The 19,133-nt window shown below is 68.2% G+C and carries 18 protein-coding genes and 1 pseudogene; 12 read left to right on the top strand and 7 right to left on the bottom strand.

What is annotated here, in order from left to right; all coding sequences use genetic code 11:
• Positions 1-3: 3 nt before the first annotated feature.
• Together BFF94_RS04445 and BFF94_RS04440 are read left to right on the top strand one after the other, a co-directional pair.
• Positions 4-1,152 carry a porin gene (locus BFF94_RS04445; protein ID WP_128850284.1) on the top strand — a complete coding sequence of 383 codons (1,149 nt, stop codon included), beginning with the start codon at positions 4-6 and terminating at the stop codon, positions 1,150-1,152.
• 28 nt (positions 1,153-1,180) lie between these two features.
• Positions 1,181-2,902 (top strand): tannase/feruloyl esterase family alpha/beta hydrolase, encoded by a 1,722-nt coding sequence (locus BFF94_RS04440; RefSeq protein WP_219139033.1) that lies wholly within the window; start codon positions 1,181-1,183, stop codon positions 2,900-2,902.
• Positions 2,903-2,985: 83 nt separating this feature from the next.
• On the opposite strand, the gene BFF94_RS04435 is transcribed toward BFF94_RS04440, so the two are convergent.
• Positions 2,986-3,462: an Lrp/AsnC family transcriptional regulator gene (locus tag BFF94_RS04435; RefSeq protein ID WP_128850282.1), complete on the bottom strand. Its 477-nt coding sequence runs from the start codon at positions 3,460-3,462 to the stop codon at positions 2,986-2,988.
• 179 nt (positions 3,463-3,641) lie between these two features.
• On the opposite strand from BFF94_RS04435, the gene BFF94_RS04430 reads away from it, so the two are divergent.
• Both BFF94_RS04430 and BFF94_RS04425 read left to right on the top strand, forming a co-directional pair.
• Positions 3,642-4,877, top strand: coding sequence for a diaminopropionate ammonia-lyase (locus tag BFF94_RS04430; protein ID WP_128850280.1), 1,236 nt, complete (start codon positions 3,642-3,644; stop codon positions 4,875-4,877).
• Positions 4,878-4,906: 29 nt separating this feature from the next.
• Complete coding sequence (locus BFF94_RS04425) at positions 4,907-6,091, top strand: M20 aminoacylase family protein (protein ID WP_128850278.1); 1,185 nt, start codon at positions 4,907-4,909, stop codon at positions 6,089-6,091.
• Positions 6,092-6,268: 177 nt separating this feature from the next.
• Here the strand turns inward: BFF94_RS04425 and BFF94_RS04420 are convergent, their stop codons facing one another.
• Entirely contained in the window at positions 6,269-7,627 is a 1,359-nt protein-coding gene (locus BFF94_RS04420) for an aspartate aminotransferase family protein (RefSeq protein WP_128850276.1), read from the bottom strand.
• Positions 7,628-8,065: 438 nt separating this feature from the next.
• Here BFF94_RS04420 and BFF94_RS04415 point away from each other — a divergent pair, with 438 nt between their 5' ends.
• Entirely contained in the window at positions 8,066-8,647 is a 582-nt protein-coding gene (locus BFF94_RS04415) for a CS1 type fimbrial major subunit (RefSeq protein ID WP_128850274.1), read from the top strand.
• Positions 8,648-8,777: 130 nt separating this feature from the next.
• Positions 8,778-9,266: pseudogene (locus BFF94_RS04410) on the top strand (endopolygalacturonase); the annotation flags it as partial.
• 72 nt (positions 9,267-9,338) lie between these two features.
• Here BFF94_RS04410 and BFF94_RS04405 read toward each other — a convergent pair.
• Positions 9,339-9,848 carry a GNAT family N-acetyltransferase gene (locus tag BFF94_RS04405; protein WP_128850272.1) on the bottom strand — a complete coding sequence of 170 codons (510 nt, stop codon included), beginning with the start codon at positions 9,846-9,848 and terminating at the stop codon, positions 9,339-9,341.
• A gap of 351 nt (positions 9,849-10,199) precedes the next feature.
• Positions 10,200-10,847: an outer membrane lipoprotein gene (locus tag BFF94_RS04400; protein WP_128850270.1), complete on the bottom strand. Its 648-nt coding sequence runs from the start codon at positions 10,845-10,847 to the stop codon at positions 10,200-10,202.
• Positions 10,848-11,319: 472 nt separating this feature from the next.
• On the opposite strand from BFF94_RS04400, the gene BFF94_RS04395 reads away from it, so the two are divergent.
• From BFF94_RS04395 to BFF94_RS04385, 3 genes are all read left to right on the top strand, one after another.
• Complete coding sequence (locus BFF94_RS04395; protein ID WP_219139032.1) at positions 11,320-12,519, top strand: amidohydrolase family protein; 1,200 nt, start codon at positions 11,320-11,322, stop codon at positions 12,517-12,519.
• A 74-nt stretch (positions 12,520-12,593) separates the two neighbouring features.
• Positions 12,594-13,778, top strand: coding sequence for an amidohydrolase family protein (locus BFF94_RS04390; RefSeq protein WP_219139031.1), 1,185 nt, complete (start codon positions 12,594-12,596; stop codon positions 13,776-13,778).
• Between the two features lie 57 nt (positions 13,779-13,835).
• A complete protein-coding gene (locus BFF94_RS04385) occupies positions 13,836-14,309 on the top strand; it encodes a nuclear transport factor 2 family protein (RefSeq protein ID WP_128850264.1) in 474 nt (157 codons plus the stop codon).
• Between the two features lie 46 nt (positions 14,310-14,355).
• Here BFF94_RS04385 and BFF94_RS04380 read toward each other — a convergent pair whose 3' ends face one another.
• Positions 14,356-15,219, bottom strand: coding sequence for a LysR family transcriptional regulator (locus BFF94_RS04380; protein WP_128850262.1), 864 nt, complete (start codon positions 15,217-15,219; stop codon positions 14,356-14,358).
• Between the two features lie 138 nt (positions 15,220-15,357).
• Between BFF94_RS04380 and BFF94_RS04375 the strand changes: the two genes are divergently transcribed.
• The gene (locus BFF94_RS04375) at positions 15,358-15,609 is read left to right on the top strand and encodes an ankyrin repeat domain-containing protein (protein ID WP_201260477.1); all 252 of its coding nucleotides are present in this window, start codon (positions 15,358-15,360) and stop codon (positions 15,607-15,609) included.
• Positions 15,610-15,638: 29 nt separating this feature from the next.
• Here BFF94_RS04375 and BFF94_RS04370 read toward each other — a convergent pair whose 3' ends face one another.
• Positions 15,639-16,118: a helix-turn-helix transcriptional regulator gene (locus tag BFF94_RS04370; RefSeq protein ID WP_128850260.1), complete on the bottom strand. Its 480-nt coding sequence runs from the start codon at positions 16,116-16,118 to the stop codon at positions 15,639-15,641.
• Positions 16,119-16,604: 486 nt separating this feature from the next.
• Here BFF94_RS04370 and BFF94_RS04365 point away from each other — a divergent pair, with 486 nt between their 5' ends.
• Both BFF94_RS04365 and BFF94_RS04360 read left to right on the top strand, forming a co-directional pair.
• Positions 16,605-17,408 carry an ABC transporter substrate-binding protein gene (locus BFF94_RS04365; RefSeq protein ID WP_128850258.1) on the top strand — a complete coding sequence of 268 codons (804 nt, stop codon included), beginning with the start codon at positions 16,605-16,607 and terminating at the stop codon, positions 17,406-17,408.
• A 39-nt stretch (positions 17,409-17,447) separates the two neighbouring features.
• Positions 17,448-18,296: a phytanoyl-CoA dioxygenase family protein gene (locus BFF94_RS04360; protein ID WP_128850256.1), complete on the top strand. Its 849-nt coding sequence runs from the start codon at positions 17,448-17,450 to the stop codon at positions 18,294-18,296.
• Positions 18,297-18,372: 76 nt separating this feature from the next.
• Here BFF94_RS04360 and hutC read toward each other — a convergent pair whose 3' ends face one another.
• Positions 18,373-19,110, bottom strand: a complete 738-nt coding sequence (gene hutC / locus BFF94_RS04355; RefSeq protein ID WP_128850254.1) for a histidine utilization transcriptional repressor HutC — start codon at positions 19,108-19,110, stop codon at positions 18,373-18,375.
• Positions 19,111-19,133: the final 23 nt, after the last annotated feature.

Below are 19,133 nucleotides of genomic sequence, written 5' to 3'. Positions count from 1 at the left end.
GATATGAAACAGAACACCAGGAACGGCCTGCTGGCGGCCGGCGCATGCTGGGCGCTCGCCGCGCCGGTGGCGCACGCGCAGTCGAGCGTGACGCTGTACGGCATCATCGACACGGGCGTCGAATTCGTGTCGCACGCGAACGCGGCCGGCGATCACGTGGTGCGCATGCCGGGCGTGACGGGCGAGCTGCCGTCGCGCTGGGGGCTGCGCGGCGCGGAGGATCTCGGCGGCGGCTACCAGGCGGTATTCACGCTGGAAAGCGGCTTCAACGTGCGCGGCGGCGATCTCGGGCAGGGCGGCCGGCTGTTCGGCCGGCAGGCATTCGTCGGGCTGAAGGGCGGCTTCGGCACGCTCGCGTTCGGCCGCCAGTACACGATGACCTATCTCGCGCTGCAGGGCGCGGACATCATCGGCCCCGACATCTACGGGCTCGGTTCGTTCGACGCATACGTGCCGAACGGCCGCGCGGACAACGCGGTGACCTACCTCGGCACGTATCGCGGCGTGACGCTCGGCGCCGCCTATTCGTTCGGCCGCGACGGCGCGGGCACCGGCAATTCGCCGGGGCAGGGCACGTGCGCGGGGCAGGTGCCCGGCCACGCGGTCGAATGCCGCAACTGGTCGGCGATGCTCAAGTACGACAGCGCGTATTTCGGCGCGGCCGCGTCGTACGAGGAGCAGCGCGGCGGCACGGGTGCGGCCGCGAACTTCTTCGATGGCGTCGCGCCGGCCGCGTTCACGAGCAGCGCGGGCAAGGACGCGCGCGTGCATGTGAGCGCGTATGCGCAGGCGGCGGGCGCGCGGATCGGTGCCGGCTGGATCGGGCGGCGCGTGTCGACCGGTTCGCCGGCCGCGGCCGGCGCGCATTCCGACCTGTTCTTCGTCGGCGCGTCGTATGCGATCAAGCCCGATTTCGTCGTCGACGGCGAAGGCTACCGGATCGTCAACAGCGCGCACGACACGCGCGCGACGATGGCGACGCTGCGTGCGACCTATCTGCTGACGAAGCGCACGGCCGTCTACGCGCAATCGTCGTATCTGTGGAACAGCGCGCACGCGCGCTACGCGGTCAGCGGCGGCGGTGCCGGCACGACGCCCGGCGCAGGGATGGGGCAGCTCGGCGCGATGGTCGGCGTCCGGCACATGTTCTGATCCGTCAGCCTGACGAACGGGAGCTATCTTGAACAGAAAATCTGCATTCCTCTGCATTGCGCCGCTGTCCGCGGCCATCCTCGCCGGTTGCGGCGGCGACGATTCGGTGAACTCCGCGCCGACGCACCTGAGCGCCGCGGCGCCGGCCGCGATGGCGCAGACCTGCGACGCGCTCGCCGCGAAGCTCGCCTACGCGAACACGTCGTTCACGTCGGTGGCGACCGCGGCCGCCGGCGCACTGACGGTGGCCGGCCAGCCGATCGCCGAGCACTGCGTGATCGAAGGGAAGATGAACGAGCGCGTGAGCGCGGTGGACGGCAAGACCTATGCGATCGGCTTCGAGATGCGCTTGCCGAAGGCGTGGAACGGCCGCTTCTTCTACCAGGCCAACGGCGGGCTCGACGGCAACGTCGTGACCGCGACCGGCGAGATCGGCGGCGGCGGGCCGCTGACCGACGCGCTGAACATGGGCTTCGCGGTGATCAGCTCGGATGCCGGGCACAGCGCCGCGCAGAACCCGCTGTTCGGCGTCGATCCGCAGGCGCGACTCGACTATGGCTACGGCGCCGTCGATGCGCTCACGCCGATGGCGAAGCAGGTAATCCGGCTCGCATACGGAAAGACGCCCGACCGCAGCTATTTCGGCGGCTGCTCGAACGGCGGCCGTCACGCGATGGTCACGGCGGTGCGCAACCCGGCCGACTACGATGGCATCATCGCGGGCGATCCGGGCTTTCATTTGCCGAAGGCGGCGATCGGCGAGATGTACGGCGCGCAGCAGTTCGCGAAAATCGCGTCGGCGACGGGCACGAACGGGCTGCCGGATATCCGCAGCGGCTTCACCGATGCGGAGCGGCAGTTCGTCGGCGCGAAGATTCTCGAGAAATGCGACGCGCTCGACGGCGCGGCCGACGGGATGGTGCAGGACGTTGCCGCGTGCCAGGCGCATTTCAGCGTCGAAGCGGACATCCCGACCTGCGCGAACGGCACGCGCACCGGGTCCTGCCTGACCACCGCACAGAAGAGTGCGATCGAGAACGTGTTCGCGGGTGCGCGCAACAGCGCGGGCACGGCGCTCTACGCGGGCTTTCCGTACGATCCGGGCATCGCCGGCAGCGGCTGGGCCGCGTGGAAGCAGTCGAATTCGATCATGCTCGACCCGGCCGCGATGGCGTTTACGTTCACGACGCCGCCGAAAACCGCCGCGACGCTCGCGAACCTCGCCGGTTTCGCGCTCGGCTTCGACATGGACAACGACGCGCCGGCGATCTTCGCGACGAACGGCGTGTACACGCAATCCGCGTGGTCGTTCATGACACCGCCCGACGAGACCAACCTCGCCGCGCTGAAGTCGCGCGGCGCGAAGCTGCTCGTCTATCACGGCACGGGCGACCCGGTGTTTTCGTTCGACGACACGCGCGACTGGTATGCGCGGGTCGCGCAGGCGAACGGCGGCGACGCGTCGGATTTCGCGCGCTTCTATCCGGTGCCAGGCATGAATCACTGCGCGGGCGGCCCGGCGGCCGACCGGTTCGACATGCTGACGCCGCTCGTCGCGTGGGTCGAGCAGGGGCAGGCGCCCGCCGCGATCGTGGCCGCCGCGCGCGACACGACCAGCGCGGTGCCGAACGCGGAAGTGCCCGCGTCGTGGGGCGCGGGCCGCACGCGGCCGCTGTGTCCGTATCCGCAGGTGGCGCGCTACAACGGTTCGGGCGACCTGAATTCGGCGGCGAGCTTCAGTTGCCGCTGAAGTAGCCGTCGATGGGAGGCGGCCGGTGTGCGTCATTGCATGCCGGTCGCCTCATGTGTGCAATTGCTCACTCACTCACTCACTCACTCGCCCGGATCGACCGGCACGTCGAGCCCGACCTTCACGCGGCTCATGCTCACCAGCGTCTTGAACCGCTTCACGTTGTTGTTCGCGAAGAACAGCTCGCGCGTGAGCGCGTTGTACTGATCCATGTTGCGCACGGCGAGGATCAGCACGAAATCCCATTCCCCCGTCACGTAGTAGCACTGCTGGATCTGCGGGCACCGCTCGAAGGCCCGCTTCATCGCGTCGAGCTGGTCGATCTGCTCGCTCTCGACCTCGACGTTCACGACGATCGTCAGCGGATGATCGACCTTCTCCGGCGCGACGACGGCGGTGTAGCGCTCGATCACGCCGTCTTCCGCGAGCCGCCGCAGGCGCCGGTTCACGGCCGCGGTCGACAGGTTGACGCGCGCGCCGAGCTCGGCCTGCGGCGTCTGCGCGTCGCGCTGGATTTCCATCAGCAGCTTGCGATCGAACGCATCGAGAGGAGTGGTCATGGCGGTGCGTGAGGCCTCGAAAGAATGAGAATTTTTTGCGTCCGGGTGGCCGATTTGGCGATTTTATTGACCGGCATGCGCAATATTATTTTCGGACCGACGGCGAGCGCAACCCGCGCTTGCCCGACTCGACCCACCCGACGGACCGCCCGCGCGGTCCTGCTCCGGAGCCTTTCGCCATGCTGATCGCCAACCCCCGCGCGTCGCGCACCGATTATCCCGCTGCGCTGCATCGCATCATGAACATCGCCGCCGCCGACGAAAGCGGCGCGTGGCTGTCGCACTGGCCGCTCGTCGGCAACGCGCGAACGCCGCTGCGCGCGCTGCCGGATCTCGCCGCGCGGCTCGGCGTCGCGAGCGTCGGCGTGAAGGACGAGTCGTGCCGTTCGCCGCTCGGCAGCTTCAAGGCACTTGGCGCGCCGATCGCGCTGATGCGGCTCGTGAAGCGGCTGCGGCGCAACGAGTATCTCGATCCGCAGGGGCTCGTCACCGGCCGCTACGCGGCGGAGCTGGCCGACCTCACGGTGATCAGCGCGACCGACGGCAACCACGGCCGCGCGCTGGCCGCCGCCGCGCGCGCGATCGGCTGCCGCTGCGTGATCGTGCTGCACGCGAACGTCGACGCGGAGCGCGAGCAAGCGATCGTCGCACACGGCGCGCGGATCGTGCGGATCGCCGGCAACTACGACGAATCGGTCGTGCACGCCGCGCAGCTAGCGGACGCGAACGGCTGGCACGTGGTGTCGGATACGTCGTACGACGGCTACGAAGCGATTCCGCGCGACGTGATGCAGGGCTATGGCGTGATCGCGGCCGAAGCGCTCGCGCAGCAGCCGGCGGGCGCCGACGGACGGCCGTTCACGCATGTGTTCCTGCAGGGCGGCGTGGGCGGCCTCGCCGCGGGCGTGGCGAGTTACCTTTGGGAGCGCGACGGCGCGCAGCGGCCGCATTTCATCGTCGTCGAACCGCGCCAGGCCGACTGCCTGTACCAGAGCGCGCTCGCGGGGCGCGCGACGAAGGCGACCGGCAGCGTCGATTCGGTGATGGCCGGGCTCGCGTGCGGCGAGGCGTCGCCGCTCGCGTGGGATTTCCTCGAGCCGTGCATCGATCATTTCATGCTGATCGACGACGAAGACGCAGTGAAGGCGATGCGCGGCCTCGCGGCCGGCAGCGAGCGCGACGTGCCGCTCGTCGCCGGTGAATCGGGCGCGGCCGGCGTCGCGGGGCTGGAAGCGCTGATGCGCGACCCTGCGCTCGCGCGGCAGGCGGGGCTCGATACGAATTCGCGCGTGCTGGCGCTCAATACGGAAGGGGCGACGGCGCCGTCCGTGTACCGGAGCTGCGTCGGCGAGACGGCCGACGCGGTGCTCGCGCGGCAGCGCGACTGGCTGAACCGCGCGGCGGTAGCGGCCTGAACGACACGACGACCGACGAGGCGAACGCAATGAGCGCAACCGACGCAACCGACGAAAGCACGCTGCAAGGGCAACTGAAGACCTGGCGCCGGCATCTGCACCAGCATCCGGAGACGGGTTTCGAAGAGGTGAACACGTCGGACTACGTCGCGCGCATCCTGACGACGCTCGGGCTCGACGTGCATCGCGGGATCGGCGGCACGGGGCTCGTCGCGAACCTGACGGCCGGCACCGGCCAACGCGCGATCGGCATCCGTGCGGACATGGACGCGCTGAACATCGCCGAGCACGCGCCGGGCCGCGACTACGCGTCGCGCACGCCCGGCAAGATGCATGCGTGCGGGCACGACGGCCACATGTCGATGGTGCTCGGCGCCGCGCAACTGCTGGCCGAGCACAAGGATTTCGACGGCACGGTGCGCTTCATTTTCCAGCCGGCCGAGGAGCATGGCCGCGGCGCGAAGGCGATGATGGCCGACGGGCTGTTCGAGCGCTTCCCGGTCGACGCGATCTTCGGCGCGCACAACATGCCGGGGATGCGCGCGGGCACGTTTTCGACGCGCGCGGGCGGCATCATGGCGAGCGAAGACAATTTCGTGATCCGGATCGACGGGCGCGGCACGCATGCGGCGCGCCCGCACATGGGCATCGATCCGATCGTGATCGGCTCGCAGATCGTGCTCGCGCTGCAGACGATCGTGTCGCGCAATCTCGATCCGGGCCAGCAGGCCGTGATCTCGTGCACGGAATTCATCACCGACGGGCTGCGCAACGTGCTGCCGTCGACCGTGACGATCAAGGGCGACACGCGCAGCTATTCGCGCGACGTGCAGGCGCTGCTGGCAACGCGGATGCGCGAGATCAGCGAAGGGATCTGCCGCGCGCACGGCGCGACCTGCACGTTCGACTACACGCACGAGTTCGCGCCGACGGTGAATTCTCCTGAATGGGTCGACACGGCCGTGCAGGCCGCGGCGCATATCGCGGGCGCCGACGCGGTGAACGCCGACGTGCAGCCGATGATGATCTCGGAGGATTTCGGCGCGTTCCTGCAGGTGGTGCCGGGCAATTTCACGTTCATCGGCAACGGCGACGCGGCCGGGCGCGGCGGCGTGCCGCTGCATAACGCGACGTACGATTTCAACGACGAGATCCTGCCGGTGGGGGCGCGGTATTTCGCGGAAGTGGCGCGGCGCGCGTTGCGGGCCGCATAGCGGAAGATATACGTCCGGAAGGACGCGGTTCGTTCATGGCAAGCCGATGCCTTTCGAGCGACCGAATGCCAGAGGCGAGCGGCGAAGTGAAGCGGCGCGGCGACGCACGCCATGTCGCTTCGCCGCAGCCGGTGGCCCGGCTCGCGGCCCGGGCACGTCGAATGAAACGTCGTTACATCACGCCAACTCGCCCAGGCACGCGTCGAATTGCGCGACGAGCCGGTCGACATCGTCGGCCGTCGTCTGCGGGCACACGAGCATCATGTTGTGGAACGGCGTGATCAGCACGCCACGGTTCAGCAGGTACAGGTGCACGATGTGCTCGAGCTCGCTGTCGAGCTGCGCGCCGGCAAGCGTGCCGTTGCGCGGCGGCTCGGGCGCGAACTGGAATTCGGTGCGCGCGCCGATGCGTGTCACGCACCATGGCAGACCGTGTTTCGCGATCGCCCGTTCGAGGCCCGTCGCCAGCCGCGCGGCCAGTTCGAACATGTGCGCATACGCGGCGTCGGTCGCGACTTCGGCCAGCGTCGCGCGCATTGCATGCATCGCGAGCATGTTCGCGGTGAGCGTCGTGCCGATCCCCGAATGGCCGGGCGGCGCGTTCAGCTTCGCCTGCTTCGCGCGTTCCGCGAATTCCGCGCTGAAACCGTACACCGCGCACGGCACGCCGCCCGCGATCGGCTTGCCGACCACCAGCATGTCCGGTTCGAGATCGTGCGCGACCGCATAGCCGCCCGGGCCGCTGCTGATCGTGTGCGTTTCGTCGATCACGAGCAGCGTGCCGTGGCGGCGCGTCAGTTCGCGCGCGGCATCCCAGAAGCCCGGGTCGGGCAACACCATCCCGATGTTCGTCATCGCGGGCTCGGCGAGCACGCATGCAACATCGCCATTCTTCAGCACCGCTTCGAGCGCATCCAGATCGTTGAATTCGACGACGCGCGTGTTCGCGAGCAGGTCGTACGACTGCCCGAGCAGGCTGTCGCGCTGCACGGGGCGGCCGTCGACGAGATCGACGAACACGTCGTCGACCGTGCCGTGATAGCAGCCGTTGAATACGACGATCGTGTTGCGGCCGGTGGCCGCGCGCGCCCAGCGCAGCACGAAGCGGTTCGCGTCGCTCGCGCTCAGCGCGAACTGCCAGACCGGCAGCCGGAAGCGGCGCGCGAGTTCGCGTGCAACCCACACGGCGTCCTCGCTCGGCAGCATCGTCGTATAGCCGCGCGTGGCCTGTTCGACGAGCGCGCGCGCGACCGGTTCGGGCGCATGGCCGAACATCGCGCCGGTGTCGCCGAGGCAGAAATCGACGTAGCGATGGCCGTCGACGTCGGTGATCGTCGCGCCGCGCGCCTCCTTCACGTACAGCGAGAACGGCGTCGACCAGTCCTGCATCCAGTGCAGCGGCACGCCGAACAGCAAATTCCCGGCCGCTTCCGCGGACAGTGCGCGGGAGATCGGCATGGCTTCGGTGAACGCACGGCGCTCGCGATCGAACAGTGAGCGGGCGCGGATGAGGTCGACTCCGTGGCGGGAAGGCAAAGGCAGCTCCTGGGCTGTGAAGGTACGGAAACGATAGCGCGGGCAGCAGGGGGATGAACAGAGGCGGAATTACCGAGACGGGTTGGCGGCGCGGATTCCCGGGCGCGTTCCATTTGATTTCAAGATTGCACTGGTGAATGAAAGCCGCAAAGAACCGTGAAGGTTTCCATGGATTTTTAAAGGGCTTTTCGCAACCTATTGTTGTTGCATGCCGTTGCGCGAGGGGTTCGTCCGGGCCGGTCGTTGCAGGCTGGTGCGCGAATCGGGCATGCAGTTGCGATCGAATCCGGCTGACTCGATCGCTCGCACACGCGGCTGGGCGCATCGACTGCCACGGGGATACTGCCGGTTAATTTCGGGATAAGTGCATGCCGGATTTTCCTGCGATGGAAGGCGCAGGCGCCCGAATCTCAATCCTCCAGAATGCGGGATCACACAATGAAAATCGGAACACATCTCGCCGCACTCGTCGCATGCAGTGCATTGACCGGCCTTGCGCACGCGGGGCCGACGTCGCCGCAAGCGGTCGTCAAGAAAATCACGTTGATCGCGCATATCGGCGACAGCCTGTTCGTGTCGAAGCCGGACAACACTGCCTACGACGTGGTCGAGCTGAACGCGACGGACGGCCGGCAGCAGACGTTCGCGACGACGCTGCCGATCCGCGTACGCACGACGAATCCCGACATCAACGTCACGTTGCTGCAGCCGCTGCGGCTCTCGAACGGTCGCGATGACCTGGCCAGCGCGAAGGTCGTGCTGACGGGCAGGACGGGCGACTCGGAAATCGCGTCCGGCGCCGCTCGCACGGTCACGCTGGTGCAGCCCGGACACGACGGATTCGACGGCTACGACGAAACCCGCAACGTGAAGATCAGCGCACGAGCGCCGGTCGCCAGTGGGGCGGCTTCGACGAACGGGCGTTATCGCGGCGATCTGGTGCTGGTGTTCGAGCCGGCCGCTTCGGCGGGGCGCGAGCCGGCGACGGGGGCGGGGGCGGTAGCGGCGGCTGGCGAGTAGGGCAATCGCCCCGGCGGACATCGTCCGTCGGGGATTTTCAGCTAAAGTTTTTGCGCATAAACATACGACAACGTATCTCTAAAGACGGATTTCAAAAATGTGAGTGTGCGCACACATACAGGGCATTAATTCAGGCGGCGGCTACGGCAGCGCGCTGCTCGCGGGCAGCCCCGTCAACGCGAGCGTGCCGCTCGGCGTCGTCACGCCGTCGGCCGGCAACCCGTCGGCGGCGCAGGGCGGCATCGTCACGTTCGATTGCGACTACCAGCCCGCGAACGATGCGGTGCGCACGCGAGCGCCGGTCGTGCAGAACGTGACGATCTCCGACGTGAAGGCGAGCAACGTGACGCTGAACGGCGTGAGCGCGTCGTGCTTCCAGGCGATCGTCGCGCAGGGGCCGGTCGCGTTCGACTACAACGGCACGCCGCCGCCGCCCGCCGTGCAGCCGATCTCCGGCGTGACGATCCGCAATTGCGACTTCGGCACGCCGGTCGCGTCGGGCACGCCGACGGTCACGTCGCCGGGGCCGATCTATGCGTTCAACGTGAGTGCGATGACGCTGACGAACGTGACGATCGCCGGGCAGGTCGTCAACACGACGATCACCGACACGCGGTGACGCAACGAGGCGAGCGGGAAGGGCGTTCGCGTGCGGGGTCGGTCGATGCACGCGAACGCAAACCGGAGCGCGTTACGCCAGCGTCTTGATCATGTGGTGCTCGTCGTAGAAGCGGCCGTCGACGAACATCGAGCGCGGCTCCGTGCCGAACCGGACGAACCCTTGCGACGCATACAGCCGCTCCGCGTTGGCGTTGACCTCGTTCACGCACAGCATCAGCTGCCTGCACTGCCACGCCTGCGCCGCATGCGCGGTCGCACTTTCGAGCAGCGTTTGCGCGATGCCCTGCCCGCGATAGGCCGGATCGACGAACACGCCCCAGATCGTCGCCTTGTGCGCGATTTTCACGCGCGCATCGCGGCGCACGCCGGTGATGCCGACGAGCGTGTCGCCGTCGAACGCGCCGAACACGGCGCGCTCGTGGCTCGGCGTGATGCGCGTCGCGAATTCGTCGACCGGCACCTGCGATTCTTCGTCGAGCGTCGGCAGGAAAGACGTGGGCGCGGTGTCGACCGCACGCAGGCGGACGGTCTGGAAACGGGCGGCGTCGGCCGCATCGAGCAGGCGGGTCGTAATCGTCATCGGGGGGATTCCGGTTGAGGGTCGTGCATGCCGGCGCGGGCCGCAGCGGCCGCCGGATGCATCGTGTCCATGCTAATCGGAATCCGGATGCTGCGTGGCCGCGTTCGATGCGGCGTGCATCCGGGCCGCGCCGGAACTGTGTCCCCGGCTCCCGTGTGACGGCAACGTGGTCGAGCCGTGCGTCGCGCCGGAGGCGGGCGCGAGCGTGAAAGGGATGGGAAGGGACGGTGACGCGTCGCCCCGACAGGACGCACGAGGGCGGCGTGAAGCGAACGCGCCGTCGTGCCGACTCGGCGCACGACGTCAAACGCGTGAGGTGCGCGCGATCAGGTCACGCGCACCGGAGTGGAATCAATACCGCGACAGTTGATTGCCGTTGATCTGCACGCGGTCGCCCGGCCGCAGGTTGCCTGGCGACTGCACGTCGAACGAACGCGTCGAGCCGTCGCTGACCTGCACGTCGATCCGGTAGCTGCTCGGGCCTTGCGCGGCACCCATACTCTGGCCGATCTGGTTGCCCGCAACGGCGCCGCCGAGCGCGCCGATCACGGTGGCCGCATCGCGGCCGTGGCCGCGGCCGAACTGGTTGCCGAGCACGCCGCCGACCAGCGCACCGACAACGGTGCCGGCGACACCCGACGGGCCGACCGAGCCGTTGACCGGCTGGATGTTCGCGACCGTGCCGTACTGCGTGCCGTAGCCGTTGCCGTATTGCTGCTGCTGATTGCCATACTGGTCATACGGCTGCGACCCGTATTGCGGCTGGTTGCCGTACTGATCGTACGGTTGCGGCGCCTGGCCCGGATACGGCTGTTGCTGCTGCACGTAGCCGGGTTGCGAATACGCGGGCTGCGCGTAGCCGGGCGTCGCGTATTGCTGCTGCGGATAGCCCGGTTGCGCGCCGTAGTAGCCCGGCGCGACGCAGGCGGTCAGCGGAAGCGCCGCCACGGCGACGAGCGAGGCGAACAGAACGGTCTTCGTGGAAGGCATGCGCATCATGGTGTTTCCTGCATCGGCAACGTGTCCGCCTGCGGATTCCCGGATGGGTGGCGAACTCGGCGTGAGTATAAGGAATGGCCGGATGCGCGTCCGGAGCGGCCGGGTAACAACGTGTAAAGTCTGTTGCCGCGTAACTCGCCGCTCGGGCGGGGCGCTGAAGCGGCGGCCGGCAACGGTGTGACGCGGCCTCCGGGCGTCCGCATTCCGGCGATGCCGCCGTCGCGCGGCCAGCGGATTTTCACCGCTTTCACTGCGATCCAGCCCCGTCGCCGCGCCAGGCCCGGCGGCCGTGCGCGCCGCGCATCGCGAAATCGAATGCGCGGCATCGCGACATTTAATTGGCCTCGGGCGGCGGCGTCCGATATCGTGGCCGGATTCCCTGCCTTCCTTGTCAATGGTCGCGCCGCGCCGGCTGTGGTTCCTTCCCCTGTCCGCGCCGGTGTCGCGCAGCGACCGCCCCCCATTCCGAGCCATGACCGATCGTCTCTTCATCAACGCCGTCGATGCCGGCGGCCAGCCCATCAACCTCGTCGTCCGTGACGGCCGTTTCACCGCGATCGGTGCCGATTGCGCTGCCGCGCCCGGTGCGGAGACGATCGACCTCGACGGGCGCGTCGTGCTGCCCGGTTTCGTCGACGGCCACATTCACCTCGACAAGAGCTTCGTCGGCGATCGCTGGGTGCCGCACGAATCGGCCGGTTCGCTGCGCGAGCGGCTCGCGGTCGAAAAGCGCCAGCTCGCGGCCGCGCCGCCGATCGTCGAGCGCGCGAACGCGCTGATCGCGCAGGCCGCCGCATTCGGCACGGTCGCGATGCGCAGCCACGTCGATGTCGATGCGACGACGGGCCTGTCGAACCTGCAGGCCGTGATGGCGGCGCGCGAACAGTGGCGCGGGATCGTCGATATCGAACTGGTCGCGTTTCCGCAGGCGGGCGTCGTGACGTGCCCGGGCACCGCCGCGATGCTCGACGCAGCGGTGCGCGAAGGCGCGGACGTGGTCGGCGGGATCGACCCGACGACGCTCGACGGCGATGCGGACGGCCAGCTCGACATCGTGTTCGGCATTGCCGGGAAGCACGGCGCGAAGATCGACATCCACCTGCACGAGCCGGGCGAAACGGGCATCGCGCAATTGCTGCGGATCGCGGCGCGCACGCGCGCGGCGGGGCTCGGCGGGCGCGTGAACGTGAGCCATGCCTACGCGCTCGGCCAGGTCGGCCTTGACGATGTCCAGCGCACCGCGGCGGCGCTGGCCGAAGCCGGCGTGTCGATCCTGACGAATGCGCCGGGCGACTGCGCGTTTCCGCCGGTGCAGCAATTGCGCGATGCGGGCGTGCATGTGTTCGCGGGCAACGACAACATCCGCGACGCATGGTGGCCGTACGGCAACGGCGACATGCTGCAGCGCGCGATGATGGTCGGCTATCGGTCGGGCTTCTACACCGACGAAGCGCTCGGCATGGTGCTCGACATGGCGACGCATGCCGGCGCGCGCGCAATCGGCAAGGAGAACTACGGAATCGCGGTGGGCTGCGACGCGACGTTCGTCGCGGTGCGCGCGCCGAATGCGGCGGCGGCCGTCGCGGGCGTGCCGGCCGAACGCTGGGTGTTCCGCCGCGGCGAAAGCGATACGGGCGCGCCGTTCGCCCCCTCGCTGCGCTTCACGCGCTGACCGACCCGACCCGAACGCGGGCGCCGCGCACGCGCGATGCCCGCTTCGCACTGACCGACCCGACCGGAACCGACATGACGAACCTGCTGATCCGCAATGTCCGCACGAGCGCCGACGATGCGCTCGACATCCTGATCGAAGGCGATCGCATCGCGCGCGTCGGCCCGTCGCTCGACGTGCCCGCCGGCTGCGCGATCGAGGACGGCGCGGGCGCGCTCGCGCTACCTGGCCTCGTCGAAGGCCATACGCACCTCGACAAGACGCACTGGGGGATGCCGTGGTATCGCAACCAGGTCGGGCCGCGCCTCGTCGACCGGATCGAGAACGAGCGGCACTATCGCGCGACGAGCGGCCATGATGCCGGCGCCGCGTCGCTCGCGCTGGCGCGCGCGTTTCTCGCGGCCGGCACGACGCGCATCCGCACGCACGTCGACGTCGATACCGAAGCCGGGCTGCGGCACCTGCACGGCATGCTCGCGACGCGCGAGACGCTGCGCGGGCAGGTTGAAATCCAGATCGTCGCGTTTCCGCAATCGGGCGTGCTGAAGCGGCCCGGCACCGACGCGCTGCTGTCCGACGCGCTGGGCGCCGGCGCCGATTTGCTCGGCGGGCTCGATCCGTGCGCGATCGAAGGCGATCCGGTCGAGGCGGTGGACGTGCTGTTCGCGATCGCCGAGCGCCACGGCCGCGGGCTCGATATCCACCTGCACGAGCTTGCGTCGATGGGCGCGTACTCGCTCGACCTGATCCTGCAGCGCACGGCCGCGCACGGCATGCAGGGGAAGGTCACGATCAGCCACGGGTTCTGTCTCGGCGATATCGCCGAACGCGAGCGCGACGCGCTGCTCGCGCGGATGGCCGAACTCGGCGTCGCGATCGTCACGACCGCGCCGGCGGCGGTGCCGGTGCCGCCGGTGGCCGCGTGCCGCGCGGCGGGCGTGACCGTCATCGGCGGCAACGACGGCGTGCGCGACACGTGGACGCCGTACGGTTCGCCCGACATGCTCGAGCGCGCGATGCTGATCGGCATGCGCAACGATTTCCGCCGCGACGATGCGCTCGAAGTCGCGCTCGACTGCGTGACGCACAGCGCGGCGCGCGGTTGCGGCTTCGCCGACTACGGGCTGCAGCCGGGCAGCCGCGCGGACGTCGTGCTCGTCGACGCGCTGACGCTCGCCGAGGCCGTCGTCGCGCGGCCGGTGCGGCGTCTGGTCGTATCGTCCGGGGCGATCGTCGCGCGCAACGGCGTGCTGGTCTGAGCGCGACGATCGCCCCGGTATGATCCGGTTTTCAGCCGGATTTCCCGGGAGACGACGATGCGACGCACGACAGCGGCACGGGCCGCACGATGGATGGCGGCGACCCTGTTCGCCGTGACTGCCGCGCAGGCGGTCGCGGCCGGCCCGGCCGACGCGCGGCAGGAAGCCAACCGGCGGACGGTGCTCGCGTTCTATGAAAAAGGGCTGAACGAGAAAGATGCGGACGCCGCGCTTGCGTATGTCGGCGAGCGCTACGTGCAGCACAACCCGAACGCAGCCGACGGCCGCGACGGCTTCCGCAAGTTCGTCGCGTTCCTGCGCGACAAATATCCGCAGTCGCACAGCGAGATCCAGCGCTCGTTCGTCGACGGCGACTACGTGATCCTGCACGTGCACGCGGTGCGCGAACCCGGCACGCGCGGCAGCGCGATCATGGACATCTTCCGGCTCGAGAACGGCAAGATCGTCGAGCACTGGGACGTCAACCAGCCGGTGCCCGAGCAGGCCGCGAACGGGAACACGATGTTCTGATGCGTTCGGGCCGCACAGCCGCGCGCCCGAATGAAAACCGCTTCGCTTACTGCCGCTCGAGTTCGAGCATCGCCGAGAGCGCCTTCGTCAGCTCGCTGACCATCGGGTCGGCCGTCGGCCGGTGCAGGATCGCGATGTCCATGTGCTCGATCGGCGCGAAGCCCTCTTTCGCGGTCAGCACGACGTGCTCGTCGGTCACGACGCGCGCGGGCAGCACGCTGATGCCGAGCCCGTCCGCGACGGCGGCCTGGATGCCGCTCAGGCTCGACGTCGTGAAGCTGATCCGCCAGCGGCGGCCGCGTTCCTCGATCGCCTTGATCATGTCGTCGCGATAGAGCCCGCGCGGCGGAAACACGACGATCGGCACCGGGTCGAGATCGATCGACGGATGTTTCGCGCTGTCGATCCAGCGCAGCTTCTCGGGCCAGCGCACGACGGCCTCGCGGCTGTCGCGCCGCTGCTTGATCAATGCGAGATCGAGTTCGCCGCGATCGTACGCGGCGCTGATGTCGCGGCTCAGCCCGCACATCACTTCGAGCTTGACCTGCGGATGCTCGCGCTTGAATGCCGCGAGCGCGTGAGTCGTGCGGCCCGCCGCGAAATCGTCGGGCACGCCGAGCCGGATCGTCAGCGCGACCGTGGCGCCCGACAGCGCTTCCAGCATCTCGTCGTTCAGCGCGAGCATGCGCCGCGCATAACTGAGCACCGTCACGCCCGCGTCGGTCGGCCGCACGTCGCGCGTGCCGCGATCGAGCAGGCGGTGGCCGGCGATTTCCTCGAGCCGGCGCACCTTCTGGCTGACCGTCGACTGTGTCGAATGCAGGCGCGCGGAAGCCGTCGTGAAACTGCCGCAGTCGGCGACCATCACGAGCGCACGCAGCAGGTCGAGGTCGAACAGGGGTCTATTCATTTCTGCACTTCTGCGGATTCGAACATTTCATTTTCAAATGTGTGCGACGACTTTTAGCATGAGCGAACGCCGTGGGCAATCGCGGTTTCGCCGGACCCGGCGCGGCGCTGCTGATCGCGACGCACGGCAATCACGTCGATGCAGGTGCGCACGCTGATCGACGCGGGCGTGAACGTCGACCACGTGAACCGGCTCGGCTGGACCGCGCTGCTAGAGGCGATCATGCTCGGCGACGGCAGCGAGCGGAATGTGCGGATCGTGCAGTTGCTGGCCGATGCGAAGGCGAATGTGAACCTCGCCGACTCGAACGGCGAAACGCCGCTGCAGCACGCGCGGCAGCGCGGGTATGGCGCGATCGAGCGGGTGCTGGCGGTGGCGGGGGCGCGATAGGGTTCAGCGTGGCCGGGAAGGTGCGGCGGTCAGACCCAGACTTCCCGATAGAGGTGCAGCGCCTTGGACCACGCGGCCAGGTTTTTCCAGATGGTGCGAAGCGGGGTGCCCGAGCGTTCGGCAACTTCCTCGGCCGCCTTCACGACGACGGGCAGCGGCGCCTCGTCGAGGATGGCAGCGAACTGCGCTTCGTATCCCGCCGGAATCTGTCCGGTAGCCAGCGCGTCGGCCAGCAGTCGTTCGGTCAATTCGCCCTTGTAGCTGACGTTCGCGCCGACGACGGCTTTATAGAGACCGCGTTGAGCCGGCCGCGGCCGGGTCATGAGTTCGATGCCGAGCACGCCGAGCAACGGGATCAGCTTGTTGATGCCGAGATCCTTGAGTTTGCCGGTTTCGAGCTGATTCACGGTGAGGCGAGACAAACCGGAGAGCTTTGCAAGTTGGGCCTGCGTGAGGTCGAGTTCCGCTCTCCGTTTAGCAACGGCCTGACCGATCTCATGGAGTTGCATGCGGACCTTCCTGCAGGGTTCAACGGCTCATGAATGTAAGGTATATCTTGCATTTCCGGGCGGGTGAATGCCTCCAAGCGATCTTTTTCGTGGTATAGGTCGCATCGTCAATACTGTCGAGTTGGCCCCGGACGAGGCTTCGCGCCGATCGCCCGGATAGACAACACCATCCTGCGGATATCCGGAGAAACGCGCTCTGTGGCGGGCGTGCGTCGCGCAGGGTAAACACCCGAAAACCGCGAAGATCCGTGCCAGGCAACCCTGCTTCAAGCGTCATTCCGTTTTTCCCTCCCGCGCCGAGCCTCAATCCGCTCCGCCCCCCACATCCCCCGCTTGCGCTCGAAAATTGAGCGGTCTAGACTGCATCGCAGTTTCATCGAAGTCCCAGTCTTATGCGACCCGTGCCGGGCGTTCCGGCACAGCGCCATCCACCGGACGCCAGCGGCCGCCCGCCGCCTGCCGCGTCGAGACCTTCAAGGACACGCCATGAACCGCACTGCAAAGCTCCTCGTTACCGCGCTGGCGTTCGCGCCGCTCGTGTCGTTCGCGCAGGACGCGTCGACGATCCGCTGGGGCATCGACCCCACGTATCCGCCGTTCGAGGCGAAGCAGCCCGACGGCTCGCTCGCCGGCTTCGACATTGACCTGCGCAATGCGATCTGCGCGGAACTGCATGCGAAGTGCGTGTGGGTCGAGCAGGGTTTCGACGGGATGATTCCGGCGCTGCGCGCGCGCAAGTTCGACGTGATCATGTCCGCGATGACGGCCACCGACGAGCGGCTCAAGCAGATCGACTTCTCGAACAAGCTGTATGCGTCGCCGGGCGCGCTCGTCGCGCCGGTCGGCTCGAAGCTGCTGCCGACCGCGGCGTCGCTCGCGGGCAAGCGCATCGGGATCGACCAGGGCACGACGCAGGAGGCGTACGCGAAGGCCGAATGGGCGACCAAGGGCGTGACGATCGTTTCGTACCAGAACCAGGACCAGGTGTACCAGGATCTCGTCAACGGCCGCCTCGACGCGACCTTCCAGGACAAGACCCAGGCCGGCTACTCGTTCCTGAAGACGCCGCGCGGCAAGGGTTACGCGTTCGCGGGCCCCGACGTGACCGACGTGCGCATCACCGGCTACGGCGTCGCGATGGGCGTGCGCAAGGGCGACGCCGACATGAAGAAGCGGCTGAACGACGCGATCGTCGCGATCCGCGCGAACGGCACGTACCAGAAGATCGCCGCGAAATACTTCGATTTCGACATCTACGGTGCAAAGCAGCAGCTGAGCGCCGCACCGTGACCCCGTGACCCCGTGACTCATTCAATCGACAGGCCAGCCATGACGAGTATCCAGGAGCGCGTCGCGCAAGCCGTGACGCCCGAACTGATCGCCGCATTCCGCGAGGAAGGCGCGGTCTGTATCAAGGGCATCTTTTCGCCCGACGAAGTGGCCGCGCTGCGGGCCGGCATCGACGCGAATCTCGCGCAGCCGAGCGAGCGCGCGAAAGTCGCGAGCCGGCCCGACGATCCGGGCTGGTTCTTCGAGGATTTCTGCAACTGGCAGCACAACGATGCTTACCGCGACTTCATCGTGCGCTCGCCGGCGCCGTCGGTGGCCGCCGCGCTGATGGGCACGGAACACGTGCGGCTGCATCACGACCACCTGCTCGTGAAGGAGCCCGGCACGCGGCAGCGTACGCCGTGGCACCAGGACCAGCCGTACTACAACATCGAGGGCGGCGACAACGTCAGCATGTGGATTCCGGTCGATCCGGTGCCGCTCGAATCGACGCTGGAATTCGTCGCGGGCTCGCATCGCGGGCCGTGGCTGATGCCGCGCACGTTCATGGACAAGGAAGCGAAGTGGTTCCCGGAAGGCAGCCTCGCCGACCTGCCCGACATCGAAGCCGACCGCGCGGCCTTCCCGATCCGCCATTGGGCGCTCGAGCCCGGCGACATGGTGTGCTTCCGGATGCTCACGCTGCACGCGTCGGGCGGTACGCAGAACCGCCGGCGCGCGTTCTCGGTCCGCTTCGTCGGCGACGATATCCGTCACGCGCCGCGTCGCTGGAAGACGTCGCCCGATTTCCCCGGGCTCGCGGAGCAACTGCCCGACGGCGCGCCGCTCGACCACCCGCTGTTTCCGGTCGTCTGGTCGCGCGGCGCGGGGCAGGTCGGCGCGATCTGACCGGCGTATCTGACGAACACGGCGGCCGTTTCATGACGAAACGGCCGCCGTGCGTTTTCATGCGCGTGACGAAGGTTCAGGTCGGGTGACGCCCGGCGCCCGGCTTGAAGCGCGAGCCGAGCCGATAGCGGTTGCCCGGATGCAGGAAATGCACGAACGTGACGGGTAGCCCGTTCGTCCAGGTGCGGCGCGTGAGCGTGAGGCACGGCTCGTCGGCGCGCATGTCGAGCAGCCGCGCCTGTTCGCCGGTCGGCAGCGACGCATCGACCACGTGCTCGATCTCCAGTTCGTCGTGCGACACGTTGTTGTACAGGTACTCGGACGGCGGCTCGGCCTGGAAATCCTGGTCGATGAAGCCGGGTGCGGCGGCCGGGTTCACGTAGCGGTCCTCGAGCTGGATCGGCCGGCCGTTTTCCTCGTGCACGCAGACCACGTGAAAGACCGGCGTGTTGACCGGCAGGCCGAACGCGGCCGCGACGTCGAACGATGCGGGCTCGCTCGACTGGCTCAGCACGCGGCAGCGATATTCGTGCCCGCGCGCGCGGATTTCGTCGCGGATATGCGCGATCATCAGCAGGTTCGACTGCGGCTTCACTTCGGCGACGAAGGTACCGACGCCCGCGATGCGCTTCAGCACGCCTTCCTCGGTCAGCTCGCGCAGCGCACGGTTGACCGTCATGCGCGCGACGCTGAAGCGCGCGGCGAGATCGAGCTCGGACGGAATGCGATCCCCGGGGCGCCAGTCGCCCGACTCGACGTTCCGGCGAACGAGTGCCTTGATCTGCTGGAACGGCGCGGTGGCCTTTGTGACCATCGGAGGATCCTTGCGCGAAGAAG

It is taken from the genome of Burkholderia catarinensis (genome assembly GCF_001883705.2).
Lineage (GTDB): Bacteria > Pseudomonadota > Gammaproteobacteria > Burkholderiales > Burkholderiaceae > Burkholderia > Burkholderia catarinensis.
The sequence above is the reverse complement of the archived record's forward strand: the minus strand, read 5'-3'. Positions and strand labels throughout refer to the sequence as shown.

Coding starts and splice junctions, on each gene's coding strand:
- BFF94_RS04445 (WP_128850284.1), top strand. CDS start 4: ATGAAACAGAACACCAGGAACGGCCTGCTGGCGGCCGGCGCATGCTGG.
- BFF94_RS04435 (WP_128850282.1), bottom strand. CDS start 3,462: ATGACCACTCCTCTCGATGCGTTCGATCGCAAGCTGCTGATGGAAATC.
- BFF94_RS04430 (WP_128850280.1), top strand. CDS start 3,642: ATGCTGATCGCCAACCCCCGCGCGTCGCGCACCGATTATCCCGCTGCG.
- BFF94_RS04425 (WP_128850278.1), top strand. CDS start 4,907: ATGAGCGCAACCGACGCAACCGACGAAAGCACGCTGCAAGGGCAACTG.
- BFF94_RS04415 (WP_128850274.1), top strand. CDS start 8,066: ATGAAAATCGGAACACATCTCGCCGCACTCGTCGCATGCAGTGCATTG.
- BFF94_RS04405 (WP_128850272.1), bottom strand. CDS start 9,848: ATGACGATTACGACCCGCCTGCTCGATGCGGCCGACGCCGCCCGTTTC.
- BFF94_RS04400 (WP_128850270.1), bottom strand. CDS start 10,847: ATGATGCGCATGCCTTCCACGAAGACCGTTCTGTTCGCCTCGCTCGTC.
- BFF94_RS04395 (WP_219139032.1), top strand. CDS start 11,320: ATGACCGATCGTCTCTTCATCAACGCCGTCGATGCCGGCGGCCAGCCC.
- BFF94_RS04390 (WP_219139031.1), top strand. CDS start 12,594: ATGACGAACCTGCTGATCCGCAATGTCCGCACGAGCGCCGACGATGCG.
- BFF94_RS04385 (WP_128850264.1), top strand. CDS start 13,836: ATGCGACGCACGACAGCGGCACGGGCCGCACGATGGATGGCGGCGACC.
- BFF94_RS04380 (WP_128850262.1), bottom strand. CDS start 15,219: ATGAATAGACCCCTGTTCGACCTCGACCTGCTGCGTGCGCTCGTGATG.
- BFF94_RS04375 (WP_201260477.1), top strand. CDS start 15,358: ATGCAGGTGCGCACGCTGATCGACGCGGGCGTGAACGTCGACCACGTG.
- BFF94_RS04370 (WP_128850260.1), bottom strand. CDS start 16,118: ATGCAACTCCATGAGATCGGTCAGGCCGTTGCTAAACGGAGAGCGGAA.
- BFF94_RS04365 (WP_128850258.1), top strand. CDS start 16,605: ATGAACCGCACTGCAAAGCTCCTCGTTACCGCGCTGGCGTTCGCGCCG.
- BFF94_RS04360 (WP_128850256.1), top strand. CDS start 17,448: ATGACGAGTATCCAGGAGCGCGTCGCGCAAGCCGTGACGCCCGAACTG.
- hutC (WP_128850254.1), bottom strand. CDS start 19,110: ATGGTCACAAAGGCCACCGCGCCGTTCCAGCAGATCAAGGCACTCGTT.